Origin of the sequence: Actinoallomurus sp. NPDC052274 (assembly GCF_040679475.1) — a bacterium.
GTDB lineage: Bacteria > Actinomycetota > Actinomycetes > Streptosporangiales > Streptosporangiaceae > Actinoallomurus > Actinoallomurus liliacearum.
Map to the genome: position 1 here is coordinate 101,597 of NZ_JBFAUT010000006.1, position 19,585 is coordinate 121,181.

Annotated in this window: 16 protein-coding genes; 8 read left to right on the forward strand and 8 right to left on the reverse strand. The window is 71.2% G+C overall.

What is annotated here, in order from left to right; genetic code table 11:
* Positions 1-64: 64 nt before the first annotated feature.
* The 7 genes from AB0K82_RS07485 to AB0K82_RS07515 all read left to right on the forward strand — a co-directional run bounded on the left by AB0K82_RS07485 (position 65) and on the right by AB0K82_RS07515 (position 8,149).
* Positions 65-1,183, forward strand: a complete 1,119-nt coding sequence (locus AB0K82_RS07485; RefSeq protein ID WP_364393943.1) for an LLM class flavin-dependent oxidoreductase — start codon at positions 65-67, stop codon at positions 1,181-1,183.
* A 102-nt stretch (positions 1,184-1,285) separates the two neighbouring features.
* Complete coding sequence (locus AB0K82_RS07490; RefSeq protein WP_364393945.1) at positions 1,286-1,765, forward strand: flavin reductase family protein; 480 nt, start codon at positions 1,286-1,288, stop codon at positions 1,763-1,765.
* A 14-nt stretch (positions 1,766-1,779) separates the two neighbouring features.
* Positions 1,780-3,381: an ABC transporter substrate-binding protein gene (locus AB0K82_RS07495; protein WP_364393947.1), complete on the forward strand. Its 1,602-nt coding sequence runs from the start codon at positions 1,780-1,782 to the stop codon at positions 3,379-3,381.
* Between the two features lie 15 nt (positions 3,382-3,396).
* Complete coding sequence (locus AB0K82_RS07500) at positions 3,397-4,344, forward strand: ABC transporter permease (protein WP_364393949.1); 948 nt, start codon at positions 3,397-3,399, stop codon at positions 4,342-4,344.
* The gene (locus AB0K82_RS07505) at positions 4,341-5,264 is read left to right on the forward strand and encodes an ABC transporter permease (RefSeq protein WP_364393951.1); all 924 of its coding nucleotides are present in this window, start codon (positions 4,341-4,343) and stop codon (positions 5,262-5,264) included. The genes AB0K82_RS07500 and AB0K82_RS07505 overlap by 4 nt, the downstream gene beginning before the upstream one ends.
* A gap of 132 nt (positions 5,265-5,396) precedes the next feature.
* Complete coding sequence (locus AB0K82_RS07510; RefSeq protein ID WP_364393954.1) at positions 5,397-7,133, forward strand: ABC transporter ATP-binding protein; 1,737 nt, start codon at positions 5,397-5,399, stop codon at positions 7,131-7,133.
* Complete coding sequence (locus AB0K82_RS07515) at positions 7,130-8,149, forward strand: LLM class flavin-dependent oxidoreductase (RefSeq protein WP_364393957.1); 1,020 nt, start codon at positions 7,130-7,132, stop codon at positions 8,147-8,149. Before AB0K82_RS07510 ends, AB0K82_RS07515 begins: the two co-directional genes overlap by 4 nt.
* A gap of 60 nt (positions 8,150-8,209) precedes the next feature.
* Here AB0K82_RS07515 and AB0K82_RS07520 read toward each other — a convergent pair whose 3' ends face one another.
* The 4 genes from AB0K82_RS07520 to AB0K82_RS07535 form a co-directional block, all read right to left on the reverse strand.
* Entirely contained in the window at positions 8,210-10,366 is a 2,157-nt protein-coding gene (locus AB0K82_RS07520; RefSeq protein WP_364393959.1) for an MMPL family transporter, read from the reverse strand.
* Positions 10,367-10,521: 155 nt separating this feature from the next.
* Positions 10,522-11,076, reverse strand: coding sequence for a helix-turn-helix domain-containing protein (locus AB0K82_RS07525; protein ID WP_364393961.1), 555 nt, complete (start codon positions 11,074-11,076; stop codon positions 10,522-10,524).
* A gap of 234 nt (positions 11,077-11,310) precedes the next feature.
* The gene (locus AB0K82_RS07530; protein ID WP_364393963.1) at positions 11,311-14,112 is read right to left on the reverse strand and encodes a M14 family zinc carboxypeptidase; all 2,802 of its coding nucleotides are present in this window, start codon (positions 14,110-14,112) and stop codon (positions 11,311-11,313) included.
* Positions 14,109-16,520 (reverse strand): M14 family zinc carboxypeptidase, encoded by a 2,412-nt coding sequence (locus AB0K82_RS07535; RefSeq protein ID WP_364393966.1) that lies wholly within the window; start codon positions 16,518-16,520, stop codon positions 14,109-14,111. Before AB0K82_RS07535 ends, AB0K82_RS07530 begins: the two co-directional genes overlap by 4 nt.
* A gap of 307 nt (positions 16,521-16,827) precedes the next feature.
* Here AB0K82_RS07535 and AB0K82_RS07540 point away from each other — a divergent pair, with 307 nt between their 5' ends.
* Complete coding sequence (locus AB0K82_RS07540; protein ID WP_364393968.1) at positions 16,828-17,025, forward strand: hypothetical protein; 198 nt, start codon at positions 16,828-16,830, stop codon at positions 17,023-17,025.
* A gap of 36 nt (positions 17,026-17,061) precedes the next feature.
* Here AB0K82_RS07540 and AB0K82_RS07545 read toward each other — a convergent pair whose 3' ends face one another.
* The 4 genes from AB0K82_RS07545 to AB0K82_RS07560 form a co-directional block, all read right to left on the reverse strand.
* Complete coding sequence (locus tag AB0K82_RS07545) at positions 17,062-17,424, reverse strand: DUF190 domain-containing protein (RefSeq protein WP_364393971.1); 363 nt, start codon at positions 17,422-17,424, stop codon at positions 17,062-17,064.
* Positions 17,425-17,655: 231 nt separating this feature from the next.
* Positions 17,656-18,432, reverse strand: coding sequence for an amidohydrolase family protein (locus AB0K82_RS07550; protein ID WP_364393974.1), 777 nt, complete (start codon positions 18,430-18,432; stop codon positions 17,656-17,658).
* Positions 18,429-18,704: a hypothetical protein gene (locus tag AB0K82_RS07555; protein ID WP_364393976.1), complete on the reverse strand. Its 276-nt coding sequence runs from the start codon at positions 18,702-18,704 to the stop codon at positions 18,429-18,431. Before AB0K82_RS07555 ends, AB0K82_RS07550 begins: the two co-directional genes overlap by 4 nt.
* A gap of 154 nt (positions 18,705-18,858) precedes the next feature.
* Positions 18,859-19,464 carry a helix-turn-helix domain-containing protein gene (locus tag AB0K82_RS07560; protein WP_364393978.1) on the reverse strand — a complete coding sequence of 202 codons (606 nt, stop codon included), beginning with the start codon at positions 19,462-19,464 and terminating at the stop codon, positions 18,859-18,861.
* Between the last annotated feature and the right edge of the window lie 121 nt (positions 19,465-19,585).

Genomic DNA, 19,585 nt, shown 5'->3' on the forward strand with positions numbered 1-19,585 from the left:
CGCCCCCGGTCCGCCGAAAGATCCTCAGCAGGCCGTCCCCGGCGGCCCCGGCCGGAAGGTGACCATGCCCGTACCCCTGTCCATCCTGGACCTCGCGCCGGTCACCTCCGGTGGCACGGTACGCGACGCGCTGCGCAACACGATCGACCTGGCCCGGCGGGCGGAGGAGGCCGGCTACCACCGGTACTGGCTCGCCGAGCACCATCTCGCGCCCGGCGTCGCCAGCTCGGCGCCCGCGGTGCTCATCGGCCTGGTCGCGGCCGCCACCCGCCGGATCCGGGTCGGTTCGGGCGCGGTTCAGCTCGGCCATCAGACACCGCTGGCGGTCGTCGAGCAGTTCGGCACCATCGACGCCCTGCACCCCGGCCGGATCGACCTCGGCCTGGGCCGCTCCGGACAGCGCGGCGCCGAGCTCGCCCGGGCCGCGACCACACCGCCGCCCGAGCGTCCGGCGACCGTCGTCGACGGTCTGCTCATCCCGTCCCCGTTCTCCTTCGCGTCGCTGGTGAAGGCCCCGCTGTTCGCCCTGTCCCGCGCGCTGCTGCAGCAGCCGGGCGCGCAGTCACCGGACTTCGCCGACCAGGTCGATGAGATCATCGCGCTCCTGGCCGGGACCTACCGTTCGCCGGACGGCGATGAGGCGCACGCGGTCCCCGGCGAAGGCGCCGCGCCGCAGGTATGGATCCTGGGCAGCAGCGGCGGGCAGAGCGCCCAGGTCGCCGCCGAGCGCGGGTTGCCGTTCGCCGCGAACTACCACGTCAGCCCGGCCACGGTGCTGGAGGCGGTGAACGCCTACCGGGAGGCTTTCAAACCGTCCGAAGGCCGCACCGAGCCGTACGTCCTGGTCTCGGCCGACGTCGTCGTCGCGCCGGACGACGACACCGCCCGCCGGCTCGCCTCTCCCTACGGGCTGTGGGTCCGGAGCATCCGCAAGGAGCTGCGGGCCATCCCCTTCCCCACACCGGAGGAGGCCGCCGCCCACGAGTGGACGGAGGAGGACCGGGCGCTGGTCGCCGACCGGATCGACACCCAGTTCGTCGGCTCGCCGGCGACGGTCGCCGAGCGCCTCCGGGTGCTCCAGCGGGTGACCGGCGCGGATGAGCTCCTCGTCACCACCATCACCCACGACCACACCGACCGGGTCCGCTCGTTCGAGCTGCTGGCCGAAGAGTGGAACGCGTGAGCCGGGCCCGGCACCGGAGAGAAGGAGTCTCGGCATGACCGAGCGAAGCGAGGGAATCGGCAGGCACAGCACCTTGGTCATGGGGCCGACGAAGGAGGTTCCATGACCGCGGTGCGACTGGAGCTGCGTCGTGTGTACGGCGCCTATCCGACGGGTGTGACGGTGGTGGCGGGGCTGGCCGGCGGACGGCCGGTGGGGATCGCGGCGAGTTCGTTCGTTCCGGTGTCCCTGGATCCGCCGCTGGTGTCGGTGTGCGTGGCGCACACCTCGACGACCTGGCCGTTGTTGCGGGGCTTGCCGCGGATCGGGATCAGTGTGCTGGGCGCGCACCAGGAGGAGGTGGGACGTCGGCTGGGCGCGCGCGGTGGTGACCGGTTCGCCGGTGTGGGCTGGCGGGCGACCGCGGACGGGTGCGTGCTGATCGAGGACGCGGCGGCGTGGTTCGAGTGCACGATCGAACAGCAGGTGCGTTCCGGTGACCACGACATCGTCGTGTTCCGGGTGCACGATCTGGACGCCCGTCCCGAGGTCGCGCCGCTGGTCTTCCACGCCAGCGGCTTCCGGCGGCTGAGCCAGGCATGAGGAGGGGTCCTTTCGTGAGTCGAAGCACCTGGGTGTCCGCCGCCACACTGGTCGTCGCCGTCGGGACGACGGCCGCGTGCGGTTCCGGTGGCGATGCCGGTGGCGGTGGCGCCGCCGGTCCGAAGACCGGCGGCACGCTCACCTTCGCGGTGGGGTCGGACGCCGGCTGCGTCGATCCGCAGCAGGTCGGCAGCAACGACACGATCTACTCCGTACGCCAGCTCGTGGACTCGCTGACCGACCAGGACCCGTCGTCGGGTGAGATCGTTCCCTGGCTAGCGCAGAGCTGGCAGGTCAGCCCCGACGCGCGGACGTTCACCTTCCACCTGCGGCCCGGCGTGACCTTCAGCGACGGCACACCGCTGACCGCCCAGGTCGTCAAGGCCAACTTCGACGCCATTCCCGGACTGGGGGCGCTCGGGATCCTGGCGGAGGGCTACCTCAGCGGGTACACCGGCACCACCGTCGTCGACGATCGGACGGCGAAGGTGACGTTCAAGCAGCCGAACGCCCAGTTCCTCCAGGCCACGGCCACGCACTCACTCGGGATCGTCGCCGAGTCGAGCACCCGGAAGTCGCCGCAGCAGCGGTGCGCCCAAGGCGTCGTGGGGTCCGGTCCGTTCGTGCTGGCCAAGTACGCGCCGAACCAGGAGATCACGCTCGCCAGGCGCCGGGGATACGCCTGGGGTTCCTCGCTGTGGCGGAAACAGGGCGAGGCCTACCTGGACCGGCTCGTGTTCAAGGTGCTGCCCGAGTCGGGCGTACGGACCGGCGCGCTGCAGTCCGGGCAGGTCGGGGCCATCGGCAGCGTCGGGCGCTCCGACGAGGCGGCGCTCAAGGCGTCCGGTGTCCGGCTGCAGGCCCGGGCCAATCCCGGGGTCGTCTTCGGGCTCAGCCCGAACAACGCCCGGTCCCCGCTGAACGACGAGAAGGTACGGCAGGCGATCTCACTCGCGATCGACCGCCGGCAGATCGCCGAGACCGTCTTCCCGGCCGGCACCCGGCCCGCCACCAGCGTCCTGGCCCACACCACCCCCGGCTACACCGACCTCGGAACGCTCCTCGCCTACGACCGCGCCAAGGCGGCGTCGCTCCTCGACGAGGACGGGTGGACGGCCGGGAGCGACGGCGTCCGGCAGAAGAACGGCACGGCGCTGCGGCTGACCGCCACCTGGTTCTCGAACGCGGCCACCAACCAGCCGACGCTCGAGCTGGTCCAGCAGCAGCTCAAGGCCGTCGGGGTCCGGCTCGAACTCAAGGAACTGCCGATCGCCCAGCTCGTCCAGGTCCAGCAGAGCGGCCGGTTCGACCTGGTGTGGGGCAACGTCACCCGCGCTGATCCGGACATCCTGCGCAGCTCGTACTCGACTCACCTCGCGAACTCCTACAAGCTGCCCAAGACCGGGCTCGACGCGCTCCTGGACGGGCAGGCCGCCGCGGCCGACCCGGCGAAGCGGCGCCCGCTGGTGGCGCAGGCGCAGCAGGAGATCGCCCGGAACGCCTACGTCATCCCGGTGGTCGAGTTGCAGACCGAGCTGGGAGTGGCGAAGAAGGTCCACGACCTGCGGTTCGACGCGTCGAGCCGGGTCCAGTTGCATGACACCTGGATCGGCTAGCCGATGCGCCGCTACGTGCTGAGACGTCTCGCGCAGGCGGTCGGGGTGCTGTGGGCCGCCTACACGGTGTCGTTCCTGGTGCTCGACTACCTTCCCGGCGACCCGGTGTCGGCGATGGCCGGCCAGGGGGCCGACCAGGGGACCGTCGACCACGCGCAGCTCGCCCGGCTGAAGGCGCAGTACGGATTCGACAAGCCGGTACTGGTCCAGTACGCCGACTACCTCGGGAAGGCCGTGCGCGGCGACTTCGGCGACTCGGTCGCCACCGGCCGGTCCGTCACCTCCACCATCGCCGAGGCGCTTCCGCAGACGCTGGAGCTGACCGGAACCGCGCTGGCGCTCGCGCTGATCTTCGGAGGCGGGCTGGCGCTGCTGGCGACCTACGCCCCGCTGCGCCGGCTGCGGCAGGCACTGCTGGCGCTGCCGCCGCTGGGAGTGTCCGTCCCGACGTTCTGGGTGGGACTGATGCTGGTGGAGCTGTTCTCGTTCCGGGCGCACCTGTTCCCGGCCTTCGGCAACGACGGGGTGCGCGGACTGGTCCTGCCGGCCGTGACCCTGTCGATCCTCAGCGGCGCGATGATCGCCCAGGTGCTGTCCAAGAGCCTGTTCACCGCCCTGGGCGAGCCGTACGTGCAGACGGCGCGCGCGAAGGGCGCCGGGTGGGTACGGGTCCACCTCGCGCACGCGCTCCGTAACGCGTCCCTGCCCGCCCTGACGGTCGTCGGGGTGCTGGCCGGGCAGCTCATGGCCAACTCCGTGGTGGTCGAGACCGTGTTCTCCCGCAACGGCCTCGGGCGGGTCACCGCGAGCGCGGTCGCCACGCAGGACCTCCCGGTGGTCCAGGGCGTCATCGTCTTCGGATCGCTGGTCTTCGTGCTCGTCAACCTGGCCGTCGACCTGATCTATCCCCTGCTCGACCCGCGGATCGTCGTGGTCGGCCACAGCCGTTGGAGACTCACATGAGCCGGACACCGGACGAGGACCTCGTGGCCGAGGCCGCCCTCGGCGGGCCGGTCGGGCCCGGTACGAGTAGCGGGCCCGCGTACCGCCGGTTCGACGTCGCGCGTACGGGCCGGTCCCTGCTGCGCCGCCCGGGGCTCCTCCTGTCGATCCTCCTGGTCGCCGCGGTGTGCACGGCCTCCTTCGGGCCCGGCCTGTTCACCGCGCGCGATCCCCTCACCGGGACGCCGTCGCAGGCGTTCCGGCCGCCGAGCGCGGCGCACTGGTTCGGCACCGACGAACTCGGCCGCGACCTGTACGCCCGGGTCGTGCACGGCGCCGCCCTCTCGCTGAAGGCGACGCTCATCGCGGTGGCGGTCGCCTTCGTCCTCGGCGGACTGCTCGGTCTGCTGGCCGGGTTCGTCGGCCGCTGGGTCGAGGACGTGCTGATGCGGTTCGTCGACGTGCTGCTGTCCATCCCCGCGCTGTTCCTGTCGCTGGCCATCGTCACCGCGCTCGGCTACGGGACGGTCAAGGTGGCGGTCGCCGTCGGCGTGGCGAGCGTGGCCACCTTCGCCCGCGTGATGCGGGCGGAGGTGCTGCGGGTGCGCCAGGCCGTCTTCGTCGAGGCGGCCCGCTCCTGCGGAGTGCGCTGGTCCGGGGTGCTGGCCCGCCACGTGCTGCCCAACGCGATCGGCCCGGTCCTGGTGCTGGCCACGCTGGACTTCGGGACGGCGATCCTCGCGGTGTCCGCGCTGAGCTTCCTCGGCTACGGCGCGGCGCCACCGGCGCCCGAGTGGGGCACGCTGATCTCCGAGGGCCGCAACTACCTCGCGAACGCCTGGTGGATGACGGCGCTGCCCGGGCTGACCATCGCGGCGACCGTGCTCGCCACCAACCGGATCGCCCGCGCGCTGGACGGCGAGTTCGCGAGGGCCTCATGACCGAGCGAAGCGAGGGAGTCATTAGGCACAGCACCTTGGTCATGAGGCCGACGAAGGAGGCTCCATGACCGAGCGAAGCGAGGGAGTCATTAGGCACAGCACCTTGGTCATGAGGCCGACGAAGGAGGCTCCATGACCGGTGCCCCACTGCTGGAGATCCGGGGGCTGACCGTCTCCTACCGCACCAGGACCGGCCGGCTCACGGCCGTACGCGGCGTCGACCTCGACGTACACCCCGGTGAGATCGTCGCGCTCGTGGGCGAGTCGGGGTCCGGCAAGAGCACGACCGCACACGCCGTTCCCCGGCTGCTCGCCGACAACGCCGTCATCGACGCCGGCCGGATCCGGTTCGCCGGCCAGGACCTCACACGGCTGCCCGAACGCGGGCTCCGCGCCGTACGCGGAGCGCGGATCGGCCTGGTGCCGCAGGATCCGACCGTGTCACTGAATCCGGTGAAACGGGTCGGCGAGCAGGTCGCGGAGGTGCTGCGCCTGCACGGCCTGGCAACCCGCCGCTCGGCGCCGGCGGCCGCGGTCCAGGTGCTGGAACGCGCCGGCCTGCACGACCCGGAGATACGCGCCCGGCAGTACCCGCACGAACTGTCCGGTGGCATGCGGCAGCGTGTGCTGATCGCGATCGCCGTCGCCGCCTCGCCAGAGCTCATCGTCGCGGACGAGCCGACCAGCGCGTTGGACGTCACGGTGCAGCGCCGGATCCTCGACCACCTCGAGCACCTGACCGGCGAACTCGGCAGCGCGGTCCTCCTCGTCACCCACGACCTCGGCGTGGCCGCGGACCGGGCCCAGCGCATCGTCGTGATGTCCCAGGGACGCGTGGTCGAGGCCGGTCCCACCCGAAGGGTCCTCGACGACCCGCGGGACGCGTACACCCGGCGGCTGCTGCGGAGCGCGCCGAGCATCACCGCCGTCCGGCCACGCGTCCGGCCGACGGGCCCCTCCTCGTCCGGCACAGCCTTGCCCGGCACAGCCTTGCCCGACACAGGCTCGAACGGCACGGCGCCGCTGGTCGTCGCCGAGCATCTCGTAAAGGAGTTCCCGCTGCCGCACCGGCGGGACGCCGCGGGTACGGTGCGGGCCGTCGACGACGTCGGCCTCACCGTCCATCGCGGCCGGACGCTGGCCCTGGTCGGTGAGTCGGGCTCCGGCAAGTCGACCACGGCGCGTCTGGTGCTGCGCCTCGCCGAGCCGTCCTCGGGACGGATCGTCTTCGATGGCGAGGACGTCACCGCCGTCGGCGGCGCGGCGCTGCGGCGGCTGCGGCGCCGCGCCCAGCTCGTCTACCAGAACCCGTACGCCTCGCTCGACCCGCGGTTCTCGATCGGTGAAGTGATCACCGAGCCGCTGCGGGCCTTCCGAATCGGCGACCGGGCCTCCCGCACGGCACGCGCGCGGGAGCTGCTCGACCGGGTGGCCCTCCCCGTCGCGACGCTGGACCGCCGACCGGCCGAGCTGTCCGGTGGGCAGCGTCAGCGGGTCGCGATCGCCCGCGCGCTCGCCCTCGAACCCGACCTGGTCGTGTGCGACGAGCCGGTCTCGGCGCTGGACGTCTCCGTCCAGGCCCAGGTGCTGGAGCTGCTCGCCGAGCTACAGGCCGACATGGGCGTGGCCTACCTGTTCATCTCCCACGATCTCGCCGTCGTACGGCAGATCGCGGACCGGGTCGCCGTGCTCAAAGACGGGCGCGTCGTCGAGACCGGACCGACCGAGCAGATCTTCGGCACCCCCGCACACGCCCACACCCGCGAACTGCTGGCCGCCATCCCCGGCCGGAGAGCACGCGCCGGGACCGACCCCGGGCGCACGTCGACTGGAGGAGCCGAGATGACCACCGCCGGAACCGACGCATGACCGCGATCCGTTCGCTGTCCTTCCTCACCCCCGGCAACTATCCCGACGACGACCCGTACGCCGGGCTGGAGGCGACGCTCCGGCTGTTCGAGTTCGGCGAGCGCGAGGGCTTCGACGGCGGCTGGATCCGGCAGCGGCACCTGGAACACGGCGTCTCGTCGGCGGCGGTGTTCCTCGCGGCCGCGAGCCAGCGCACCACGCGCATCGAACTGGGAACCGCGGTGATCCCCATCGGCTACGAGAATCCGTTCCGGCTGGCCGAGGACCTCACGACCGTCGACGTGCTCGCCCGCGGCCGGCTGCAACCGGGGTTCAGCACCGGGATGCCGCACGCCGACCTGCTGGGCGACCTGGTGCACGACGGCGACTGGCGTTCCTACGACCTGTCGTACGGGCGGATCGGCCGGTTGATCGACAACCTGCGCGGCGACCACCTAGGCGGCCCGGACACCGTCATCCACTCGCCCGGGAACGTCCAGCGGCCACGACTGCAGCCGCGGAGCCCGGGACTGCTCGACCGGATCTGGTACGGCGGGGGCAGCCTGCGGTCCGTCCGCTGGGCCGCCGGGCACGGGCTGAACCTGCTGACCGGGAACATCGTCCAGGGGGAGGGCGCCGACGACTTCGTGACCGCGCAACTCGCGCTGATCACGGAGTATCGCCGCCTCCTGCCCCCGGGCCGGCCCGGCCGGGTGGCGCTCGGCCGGGTCATCGTGCCGCTCGACGGCGCGGACACGGCGACCCGAGAACGCTACCGCCGCTACGCGGCGAGCCGGCACGAACGCACCCTCAAGCCCCAGGGGGAGCGGCGGATCCTCTTCGCCCCCGACCTGGTCGGTACGGCCGAAGAGATCGTCGAACGCCTGCGCGCCGATCGCGCCGTCGCCGCGGTCTCCGAGCTGCGCCTGGAGCTGCCCTACGAGTTCGACGAGCGGGACTACGCGCAGATCCTCCGCGACGTCCGCACGCTCATCGCGCCGGAGCTGGGCTGGCGGCCCGCCGAGGAGGCCCGGTGACCGGCGACGGCCGCCGGCGCGGGCCTCGGCCGGCGGCCGCCGTCGGTCACCGGCCGTGGGCTACCGGCCGCTGTAGGCGTAGTGGCTCTCCTCGCTCTGCGGTCCGCGCCCCAGCCGCTCTCCCTCGATGTCGAGGTCGGGCAGGACACGGTCCAGGCGGCGGGGCAGCCACCAGGCGGCGCGGCCGAGCAGAGCCATGACGGCGGGTACGAGCGTCATGCGGACGATGAAGGCGTCAATGAACACGCCGATGGCCAGGGCGAAGCCGATGGACTTGATGATGGGGTCCGGTGTGATCACGAATCCGGCGAAGACGGAGATCATGATGATGGCGGCGGCGGTGACCACGCGGGCGTTGGCGCCCAGGCCGTTGATGCTGGCCTGACGCGGGCTGTCGCCGTGGACGTGGTCCTCGCGCATCTTCGAGACCAGGAAGACCTCATAGTCCATGGCCAGGCCGAACAGGATGCCGATCAGGATGATGGGCAGGAAGCTGATCAGCGGGCCGGGGGTGTCGATGCCGACCAGGGACGCCAGGTGCCCCTGCTGGAAGACGGCGGTGGTGATGCCGAAGGTCGCCCCGACGGTCAGCAGGAACCCGGCCGCGGCCTTGATCGGTACGAGGATGGACCGGAAGACCAGCATCAGCAGCACGATCGACAGGCCCACGACCAGCGGCAGGTAGACGGGCAGGGCGCCGGCGAGCCTCTCGGAGATGTCGATGCCGACCGCGGTCGTGCCGGTCAGCGCGACATCGGCGCCGTGGACGGCGGCCACCCTGTCCCGGATGGCGTGCACGGTGTCCTCTGTGGCGGCGTCGCTGGGGCCGGTGGTGGGGATGACGGCCACCAGGGCGGTGGTGCCGGCCTGGTTGAACCGGGCGGGGGCGACGGCCCGTACGCCGTGGACGCCGCTGATAAGGGTGGCGGTCTGCTGGGCGGCGGCTCGGGCGGCCGCCGGGTCCCGGTCGGTGACCACGGCGATGAGCCGTCCGTTGAAGCCCTTGCCGAATCCCTCGCTGATCAGGTCGTACGCCTTGCGCTGGGCCGAGTCCTTGGCCGCGGTGCCGGCGTCGGGCAGCGCCAGGCGCATGTCGGTCACCGGCAGGGCCAGCGCGCCGAGTGCCAGCACTCCGGCCAGCAGGATCGGCAGGCGCGAACGCGTGACGATCCGGCCCCACCGGTACCCGAATCCCTCCTTCTCGTGAGCGCCCACGCGGCCGGTGCGGTGGCGGCGGGGCAGGACCCGGGCGCCGGCGAAGGCCAGCACCGCCGGCAGCAGGGTGAGGGCGACGAACACGGCGACCGTGACGGTGGCCGCGGCGGCCAGGCCCATGGCGGTCAGGAAGGGGACGCCGACCACTGACAGGCCGGCCAGGGCGATGACCACGGTGGCGCCGGCGAAGACGACGGCCGATCCGGCGGTGCCGATCGCCCGCCCGGCCGCCTTGGGGGCCGCCATCCCGTCCAGGAGGTACTGGCGATAGCGGGAGGTGATGAACAACGAGTAGTCGATCCCGACGGCCAGGCCCAGCATCAGCGCGAGCACCGGAGTGGTGGAACTGAGCTGCATGACGCCGGTCAGCGCGTACAGCCCGGCCATCCCGACGCCGACGCCGAGCAGCGCGTTCAGCAGGGTCATCCCGGCGGCCACCAGGGAGCCGAAGGTGATGAGCAGGACGACGGCGGCGATCAGCACGCCGATCCCCTCGGTGGCCTCCCCGCCCCCGTTGTTCTTGGCGACGTCGCCGCCGACCTCCACCCGCAGGCCGCCGTCCTCGTGCGCGATCTCCTTGTACGCGGTGCGCTGGGCGTCGGTGATGTCGGCGATCGGCGCGGCGAACTGGACCTGGACGAGGGCGTAGCGACCGTCGGGCGAGACCGACTGGGCCTGGAAGGGGTCGGCGGCGGCGACCACGCCGGGGATCGCGCCGGCCTGCCGGACGATCGGCGAGACCTGTGCCTCGGTCAGCCTCCCGCCCGGTGGGGCGGCGACGACGATGGTGCCGGTGGCGCCGCCGGCGGCGGGGAACTGTTTCTGCAGGGCGTCCATCGCCCGCTGCGACTCGGTTCCCGGCATGCGGAACTCGTTGGTCGTCGAACCGCTGAACGCGGCCGCCGCCCCACCGAGCACCGCCAGCAGGAGCAGCCAGACGGCGATGACCCGCCCGCGGCGCCGGAAGCACACGCGGCCGAGCCGATACAGCAGACTCGCCATGAGGGGGAAGCCTTTCGTTCTTCGAGATCGGGCGGAGCGGCAGCGGGGAACGGCCGCGGGTGGTCGCGGATCATCGAGACCGGGGATCCGGTCGCGGTCCGGGGAGTGAGTGGTCAAAAGCGACCCGACGGCGCTGCGACGGCCGGATGAGGGGCTCAGCCGCGAGCGCGGCCGATCGTCCGCAGCGCGGTGCCGATCAGCGCCGCGCGCAAGGTCTCGTCGTCCAGCGGCAGATCGGCGGCACCGGTGACGAACATGCCGCCCAGGGCCATGAGGGCGGCGACCTCGTCCTGCGGTTCGGACGAGCCGCCCGCCATCGCGACGACGAGCCGCCGCCCGATGCCGTCCACGCCCTTGACGCGGAGCTCCGGGAGGGCGGCGGCGTCGGACATGTTGTCGAACAGCAGCTTGAACTCCTGCCGGAACCGTACGGCCAGATCGGCGACGCCGGAGACCGCCGCCTCCGGGATCGTCTCGCCGGCCAGGGTCGCCAGCCGACCGTCCAGCGCGACCAGTTCCTTGCCGACCGGCAGCAGCAACTCGGCCAATATCGCCTCCTTGTTGCTGAAGTGGTACAGCAAGGACGCCTTGGAACAGTCGACGTCCGCGGCGATGTCGGCGAGAGACGTCCCACGGAATCCGTGTCGGACGAACAACTTCAACGCCGAGGCGAGGAGCCGGTCGCGTAGTCCAGTGGGTGACCGAGACATGCGTCCACCTTAACTGTCCGATCGGTCAGATCTGACCGATCGGACAGGAAGCGGCTGTGGCCTTGATCACCGTGCCGACGGGGCCGGGGACTCGCCGGGGACTGCTTCTCGCGAGAAGGCGGCGCTCGGCGGGGTCCGCCGGCCCCGGTCGGCGCACCCGCGCCGCCCTGATCACCCCTTCCGGTACCGCTCGGCCCGGGCGACGGGAGCGTGTCGCCCGGGCCGGCTCATGGATCAGGCCACGAGCGAGCGCGGCGAGATGCCCGCCTCGTGCAGGTCGCGGACCAGGTCGCGGAGGAACGGGTGTTCGTCCGCGGACAGTCCCTTCGGGTTGGGGATGGTGACGTATCCGGTGTCGCCGGCGGTCTCCGCCTTCGCCGTGCCGGTGTAGCGGGCGATGACGGCCTCGGTCCGCGCCAGGTCGGCCCGGCTCACCTGGATGGTGATGGGCCGCCATTCGCCGCCCAGGTTCTCCCGTACGGGGGCCTTCGCCGCCGCGGCGCGCAGGGCGTTCCCGTCGGCGCCCGCCGTCGCGGTCCGCTGCGGTGTGGCCGCCGCCTTCCTGACCGGCGCGCCCGCGAGCAGCGCGTTGGCCAGCAGGTGGATGCCGCTGTCGTTGTAGGCGCGGAACATCGGGTCGAACGCGAACAGCACCGCGTTGCCGCCGCCCACCGGCTCGTCGACCAGCGCCGCCGTGCCCTTCAGGGCGTCGCCGTGCACCGTGTAGCCGTTGGACCAGAACGTGTCGTCGGCGGGGTAGTTCAGCACGTTGGTGCCGGTCCTGGTCGGGGTGAGGATCGGGTCGGAGTTGTTGAACGCGAAGTCCTCCCGCGGCCGGCCGAGCGCCACCGGGCTGGTCGCGTCCACGTCGACCCGGAAGTGCGAGCCGATGACCGTGTAGTCCTTCGGCGGCGTCTTCTCGGTCGTCGAGGTGAGCCCGGCCGCCCGCGCGACACGGGTGCCCTCGTTGCGCACGCCGAGGTAGCTGCCGCCCTTCTCGACCCAGGCCTTCAGATTGGCCAGGCCCTGCGCGGTGAGGCCGCCGTTCGCGCTGTTGCCGTCCGGGACGAGCAGCGTGGTGCGCTGGGTGAACGCCGGAGTGTTGCCGTTGATGTCGGCGGTGGTGACCGGTGTGAGGCCGAGACCCCAGCGCGAGCCGAGGACGTAGCGCGCCTCACCGTACGTCCCCGAGGTCGTTGAGACGCCGGTGCCGGCGAAGAGGCCGACGTCCGGTCTGCGGAGCGCGACGCCCGAGGCGGCCGCCCGGCTGCCGGTGACGGTCACGCCGAGCGGCCGGGCGAGTCCGTCCAGCGCGTTCGGTGTCATCGCGTTCGCCGGCAGACTGACGATTCCCGTCCTGAGATCCCGGGTCAGCGCGACACCGCGGCCGAGCAGCTTGAACGTCAGTTCGGCCGCGGCCGCGGAGTCCAGCGGGTAGCCGTACGACCCGCGGGCGGGCGCCGCGGAACCGACGCCGCCGTCGATCCGCCGCACCCGGTCGGCCTTCGGCGCGAGGTCGTCCCCGGTGTAGACCGTCTGGATGCCCGCGAGCAGCGGGTTGCTCCAGGAGGAGACGTCGTAGAAGTAGGGGAACGGTACGTAGGGGTCCTCCCCGAGCAGGGCCTGGACCCAGTGCTTCTGCGGCTGTGCCATGGGGATCCAGTACGTCCCCGCCGGAACCTTGAGATTCTTGGCGCGACGGCCGCCGAAGACGTGCGCGTCCGGCACCGTGATCGCTTCCTTGAGCCGGTACACCTCGACGTCCATGCCGCGCAGGCGCTCGACCAGCCGGCGCACGTCGCCGAGCTGGCGGTCGGGGAGCAGGAAGTAGGACCGGACCTTGATGTCGGGTACGGGGTACTCGACCTCGTTGGTCGGCTGCACGACCTCGTTCGGCTCGAGTGCGCCGCTCCTGCCCTCGGCCAGCGCGTCCTGCCAGACCTTGTAGTAGCCGCGCAGGATCTCGCGCTTGTTGTCGGCGGCCCAGCCGGTCGTGGCCCACTGGGTGTTGATCTGCTGCTGGACCCGGTCCTCGACCGCGGAGGCGCTGCCCTTCTCGAACGTCATGCCGGCGGCGCCGAAGCCGGCGGTGGGCACCGTGTCGCCGTAACCCATGTAGAACAGGTCGTAGGACTGGTAGTTGAAGTAGCACTCCGTGGTGACGGAGCCACCGCAGGCGCCGTTGTAGCCGAAGCCGGCGGCGTTCGCCTTGCCGATGCGGTTGATCCAGTCGACCGGCTCGCTCGCGATCTCATGGTGGATCGGGTCGGCGTTCGGCGGGAAGAAGTACTGCGAACCCCCCATCTCGTGCGCGTCGACGAAGATCTGCGGCGGGTAGTCCCGCAGCAGCGCGACCTTGCCGTCGGTCTCCGGCTGCGTACGCGCGAACCAGTCGCGGTTGAGGTCGAAGCCGTAGTCGTTCTGCCGACGGCTCGCGTCGCGGCCGTCGGGGTTCTGCGTCGGGACGATGACCGTGACGAGTTCCTCGTTGCGCTTCGCGACGTCACACGAGAGCCCGGCGGCCAGTTCGTACAGCGTCCGGAGCGCGGCGTCGCCGCCGCTCTTCTCGCCGCCGTGCACGTTCCCCGCCACCCACACGATGGCCGGGGTGTCCTCGGCGATATCGGCCGCCTTGCCCGATTTCAGGCTCCGGGGGTCCCGTAGTTCCCGGATCCGGTCCGCGATCTTGTTGAGCCGGCCGGGAGCGACGTGTTCCGCGCTCGACACGATCGCGTACGGCAACGGCTGCCCGGAGACGCTGTGCGCCATCGTGCCGGTGACCACGCGGTCCGACGCCTTCCCGACGGCCGCGACGTACTTCTGGATCTCCTCCGTCGTGACCACGCGCTGCTGGCCCTTGCCGAGGGGGAAGCCGAAGAACTTCTCAGGACTGGGCACCGAGGAGAGATGGGCGCCCGAATCGCGGCTGCACCGCACCGGGGCGGTGGGGGCGGCGTTCGCGTTCGCGCCCAGCCCGTTCGTCAGCGCCGCGCAGGTCATCGTCAGCGCGGCGATGGCCACCGCTTTCCGGCTCATTTCCCACCGCCGACGGTCACGGTCTGACGGCGGTAGTTGTCGCCCTTGCCGGCGGGCTTGTAATTCTTCTCGACGTTGCCCGCGATGTCGACGGAGAACCACTTGACCTCGGTGGTCCTGTCGACCGTGATCTGTTCCGCCCCCTCGCGCATCCCCGCCGCCTTGAGCTTGGGGGAGTTCAGGGTCGGGCGGCTGCCGTCGAGGGTGTAGTAGATCGTCGCCGGCTCGTCGATCGTGAACGTGAACTTCGTGGCGCCGGTGTCCCGGCCGGTGACGACGAGATTCGACTTCGGCGCCACCTTGTCCGACGCGTACGCTCGCGCGACCTCGAGGATCCCGATCTGCCCGTTGGCGAACTCCATCGCCTCCTCGTGCCCTTCGGCGAACGGAGGCTGGAAGCCGACCGCGGTGAACTGTTTGGTCCCCGGATTCCAGACGTCGGCGCCGACCTCGAAGTCCCAGCCGATGATGCCCCGGTTGTACCAGTGCTCATCCGCGCTGTTGCCCGCCGCCGAGTAGAGAACGTCCGGCACCGGACCCGTTCGCCCCGGCCAGATGGCGGTGCCGCGCCGGTTCTGCACCGCCGACAGGATGTGGTCGGAGGCCGACCAGAAGAAGGTCTCGGTGCCGAGGTCGGCCCGGGGCAGCAGTTCGCGGCTGGGCACCTTGTACGCCCCGGGAGGCCACATGAAGTAGCCGCCGTAGGAGTGGGTGTTCATCGCGAACTTGATGTTCGGGAACTGGTGTGTCAGCCACACCTCGTTCCTCGACTCCGGCTCCGAGAGCTCGGCCGGGCCGGCGTACGTGTCGCTGCGGCAGGACGTCGACGCGCCGCTGTAGCCGTCGTAGACGGAACCGACCGAGAAATTGCGGTTGAGGTCGACGCCCCAGGAGTTGCGGTACGCCGGATCGGAATCGGTGGGACCGCAGTGGTCGGTCATGTTCCGGCGCTGCATGTTGAAGTCGTACATGCTGTAGTGCGCCCCGTCGGGGTTGACGGACGGCAGGATGAAGATGTCGAGGTCGTCGACGAGCTTGCGGGTGTTCGGGTCGTGCTGGTAGTTGCGCAGGAGCCGCTCGGCGGTCTCGACGCACGTCAGCGGGGTCACCCACTCGCGGGCGTGCTCCTGGCAGTAAAGGAAGACCCCCGGTTTCGACCCGTTGCGCGTCTTGCCGATGCGCAGCGCCCGCATCTGGAACGGATCACGTGACACGCTCGACGGCGCGTGCAGGTTGTCGGTGAGTCTCGTCGTGGCGGCCTCGGCCACCACCCCGTCGCCCGCGTTGCCGCGGTAGGTGCTCGCACTCAACAGTTTCCCGGCTCCGGCGTTCAGCGCGTCGACGACCTGCTTCGCCGTGCTCGTGACCACGCCTTCGGCGTTCGTCGCCAGATCGACGGTGACATCGTCCTGGTCGAGCGACACCGTCAGCGGAGCGGACGCCCGATCCGGCTTGGTCAGCGTGACCGTGACGTTGTCGCCGCCCTCGGAGCCGTACGCCTGCGACGTCACGTAGAAGGTGCTCGCCGCGACGGAACCGAACTGCGCCTGGGCGTGCCGCCGGTATCCGTTCGTCTTGTACGGCAGCTTGACGATCTCCGCTTGCCGGGGGAACTGCTTGGCGAGCGCGTCGATCCGCTGGTAGACCTCGGTCGGGTCCATGTAATGGTCGACGAAGTCGCTGACATAGTGCGGGCTCGGCGCCTTGCGAGGTTCGCCCAGCCACTTCTTCACCGGAACGGTGACCGAGCCTCCGCTGGTGCTCGTGACCGTCACCTCGGTCGGCGTGACATCGATGGCCAGCGGCGAGTTGAACCGGTGGTACATGTACTGGCCCGCATCGGTGAACCGGGACATCGTCGCGGTGCCACCGGAACCGGGCGCGGTGCCCGCGCCGCTGTTCCACGAGGCCGTGAGGACGTTCGTCGCCGCGGGATCGCTCGTCTTCACCTCGACCGACAGGAAGCGCTGCCCGTCGAGGCTGGTGAACCACTCGGCCCGGAGCGGGGTCAGCGTGTCGCCGCTCCGCGCCTCGTCCGCGAGCGTTCGTAGCGTCTTCGCGCGCTCCTGCCGCAGCTTCGCCACGTCGGCCTGGTCGGAGATGGCGTCGCGGACGTCGAAGCCCCTGCCCCTCAGGTCGCGCGTCTCCTCGGGGCTCAAGACGGCGTGCACCTCGATGCCGCCGTCCACCGGCTTGCTGTATTCGGCGAGGTCGATACCGAGGTCGTTCAGGCGGTCGACGCCGGCCTGGTCGGGAACGACGATGCGCATCAGCGCGACGCCGTTCTGCTCGCTGCTGGACCGGCGTTCGGCGGCGACGTCACCGTTCGAGGTGCTCTGGGCCAGCACCGGTAGCGGACTCAGAGCGAGGGCGGCGGACACGGCGAGCCACGTCGCTCGCCGTCCCACCCTTCCCGGCCTGCGAGAACCCGACATGAGAGGTCCCTTCACTCGGCGCGTGACGCGTCAAGACACAAGCCGGACGCCCCCCTGAAATCACGCAAAAGGCATGATCGGGTTGTATTTCTCCGCAGGTCGCAAAGTCAAGACTTGACCTGCGCTTTACCTTCGCGGTACCCAGGTCTCAGGCGTAGGGGCCTATTCGACCGAGATCTGGGTACAAGCCCGGCGTCCGTCCCCCCCATCCGTCGGCATGGGGTCGGCTCCGTCGCTCCAGCGGCGCCGATCGCCGGCCGACGTAGTCGTTGGAGTAGCGATGAGATTGACCTCGGTCATCGTCCTCTTGTGGCTCATCATCGGCGCCGTCGCCGCCGGGCAACGTCACTACTACAGCAGCGGCCCGAAGAACTGCTCGCAGGCGGGCACGCTCCTCGTCACGATCATCGCCGGCCCCCTGAACTACACGGGCGTCAACCCGAAGATCTCCTGTAAGACGCCCCAGCCCAGCAAGTGACACGGACCGGACGGCCCGAGCCGCCGACCGGCACCATCACCGCTTCGCCTTCTTGTCGCGCTTCTGGTCGCGCCCGACGTAGCGGTAGACCTCCACCGGATCGATGGTGACCAGGCCCTCGTCGATGAGTTCGTCGAGTTCGAGGAGGAAATCGACGATCTTGTCCTCGGTGTCGACGATCACGATGGCCAGCGGCAGGTCGTCACTGAGCGACAGGATCCGGCTGGTGTGGATATGGGATGAGGCGCCGAAGCCCTCGATGCCGCGAAAGACGCTCGCGCCGGCCAGCCCGCGCTGGTGGGCCCGGTGCACGATCTCGGTGTAGAGCGGCTTGTGGTGGTACTGATCGGTCTCGCCGATGAAGATCGTCACTCGGCAGGCAGTGCCGTGCAGTCTCATGCCCGCTCACTCCCTCGGTTCCGGCGCACGGGCAGCCCGGCGATTGGACGGACAGAGCGATCCCGCACCGGACCGCGACCGGACCACCCCCAGGCTATTGAGCACAAGGGCGGCGGCGACAGCCCAGGTCCCGTGCCCGCCGAGATTCCCGACGTCGGTAGCCGTATTGAGCCCATCCGGCCAGCGCTGGACGTTTGGTCGAACGCCGCCCGCCCCGAGCGCGGGCGGCGTTCAGACCCGGTAGAAGGCGGCGGCGTTGTCGTGCAGGACCGCCCGCGCGTGCTCGGCCCCGACCGCCTCGGTGAGCAGCCGGATGTCGTCCTCGTGGAACGGGCGACGGGCGCGGGTCGAGGGCAGGTCCGTACCGAACATGAGGGCCCGGGGGTTCGCGGCGACCACGGCCTGAACCGCCTTGGTCACCTCGAGGTCGACGCGGCCGAACCCGGTCGCCTTGACGCGGGCGCCGCCGTCGACCAGGGAGAGCAGGTGCGGCAGCCCGTCCTCGGTGAGGCCCAGGTGGTCGACGCTCACCGCCGGCAGCGTGCGCAGGACGGGCGTCAGGTCGGGCAGGTCGCGGGCGTCGACGTAGAGCTCGGTGTGCCAGCCGGCGACCTCGTTGACGCGGCGGGCCAGGGTCTCCAGATGGTCGAGGGTCTCCGAACCCCCGCGGCGTACGTTGAACCGTACGGCCCGTACGCCCTCCGCGTTCAGCCGCGCGATCTCCTCGTCGGTCACCGAGACGGGCAACTGGGTGACCCCGACGAACCCCTGGCCCAGCCGCCGGAGTGCCTCGACCAGGTAGTCCTGGTCGAACCCCTGGAAGGAACCGGAGACCACCGCCCCACCGGTCACCCCCAGCGCACTCGTCCGCCGGCGGTAGTCCTCCACCGTGAAGGCGGGCGGCAGATAGCCGTTGTTCTCGATGAGCGGGAAGCGGGGGTCGATGATGTGCAGGTGCGCGTCGAACACCGGACGGCCGCCGGCGGGGTTCGGGGAATGCGCGGTCATGCCGGATCCTCCGCCGGCTCCGGGAGCCGATCGGCGAGCCGCTCCTCGAACCGGCGGAGGTCGATCACCGCCCGCCGGTGGGTGCCGCGGCACACGATCGCGGCGTCATCCTTGGTCTCCACGGTGAAGCCGAGGCGGCGGCCGTCGACCTCGGCCAGCTCGACGGTGATGGCGACGGCGCAGCCGGGTGGGGTGGCCGCCTCGTGGCTGAGGTCGACGTGTACGCCGACGGTGCGCTCGCCCTCGTCGAGGTGCCCCGACAGCGCCCGCATGCAGGTCCACTCGACCAGGCCGACGAGTAACCGGTCGCCAGCACCGATGGCATCCGGCCGAACTCCTCCGATTCCGGCAGCAGGTGCGGGACCGTCCGGGTCTGCGGGACGCGGTAGTCGAGCGTCGCGGTCAGCCCGGGCCGCAGGGTCGATTTCACATGGTCCTCCGAGTGGTCGCAGGCTCGATGTCGGGTTCCTCGGCCCGCCCCACGAGCCGCGCGGCGGCCGACCTGGCCCGGCGCATGGCCGTACGGTCGTCGGCCACCACGACCCGCGCGTTGGCCCCGTCGATCAGCATCAGCAGGGCGAACCCCAGCTCCTCCGGTTCGCCGAGACCTGCCTGCCGGGCCAGGGCGGTGAGCGTGTCGCGCAGCCAGTCCTTGTACCCGGCGATCACCGCGCGGGCGGGATGGCCGGGGTCGGGCAGCTCCACGGCGGCGTTCGTGAACGGGCACCCCCGGAACCCCTCGCGTCCGTGTCCTCGGGCGAGCCAGTCGAACACGGCCAGGATCCGCTCGGCGCCCTGGGCGTCGCTCTCGGCCAGGAACGCGGCCAGGGCCTCCTGACGCTGCCGCCGGCGCTGATCGAGCACCGCGGCCACGAGGTTCTCCTTGGAACCGAACTGGGCGTAGAGCGTGGGCTTGGAGACACCGGCCCGCTCCACCAGCGTGTCCACGCCGGTCGCCCGGATCCCCTCGGCGTAGAAGATCTCCGCCGCGACGTCGAGCAGCCGCCGGCCGCCCGGGCTCAACCGATCCACCGTTGCATACTGACAGGTCAGTAAGGCCCCGGCAAGCATCAGCCGCGCGACGGCCGTCGGCGTCGCTCACCCGGGCGTACCCGGTGGGAACGGCATGCCGTGACGAGGTTCGGGTAGGCGC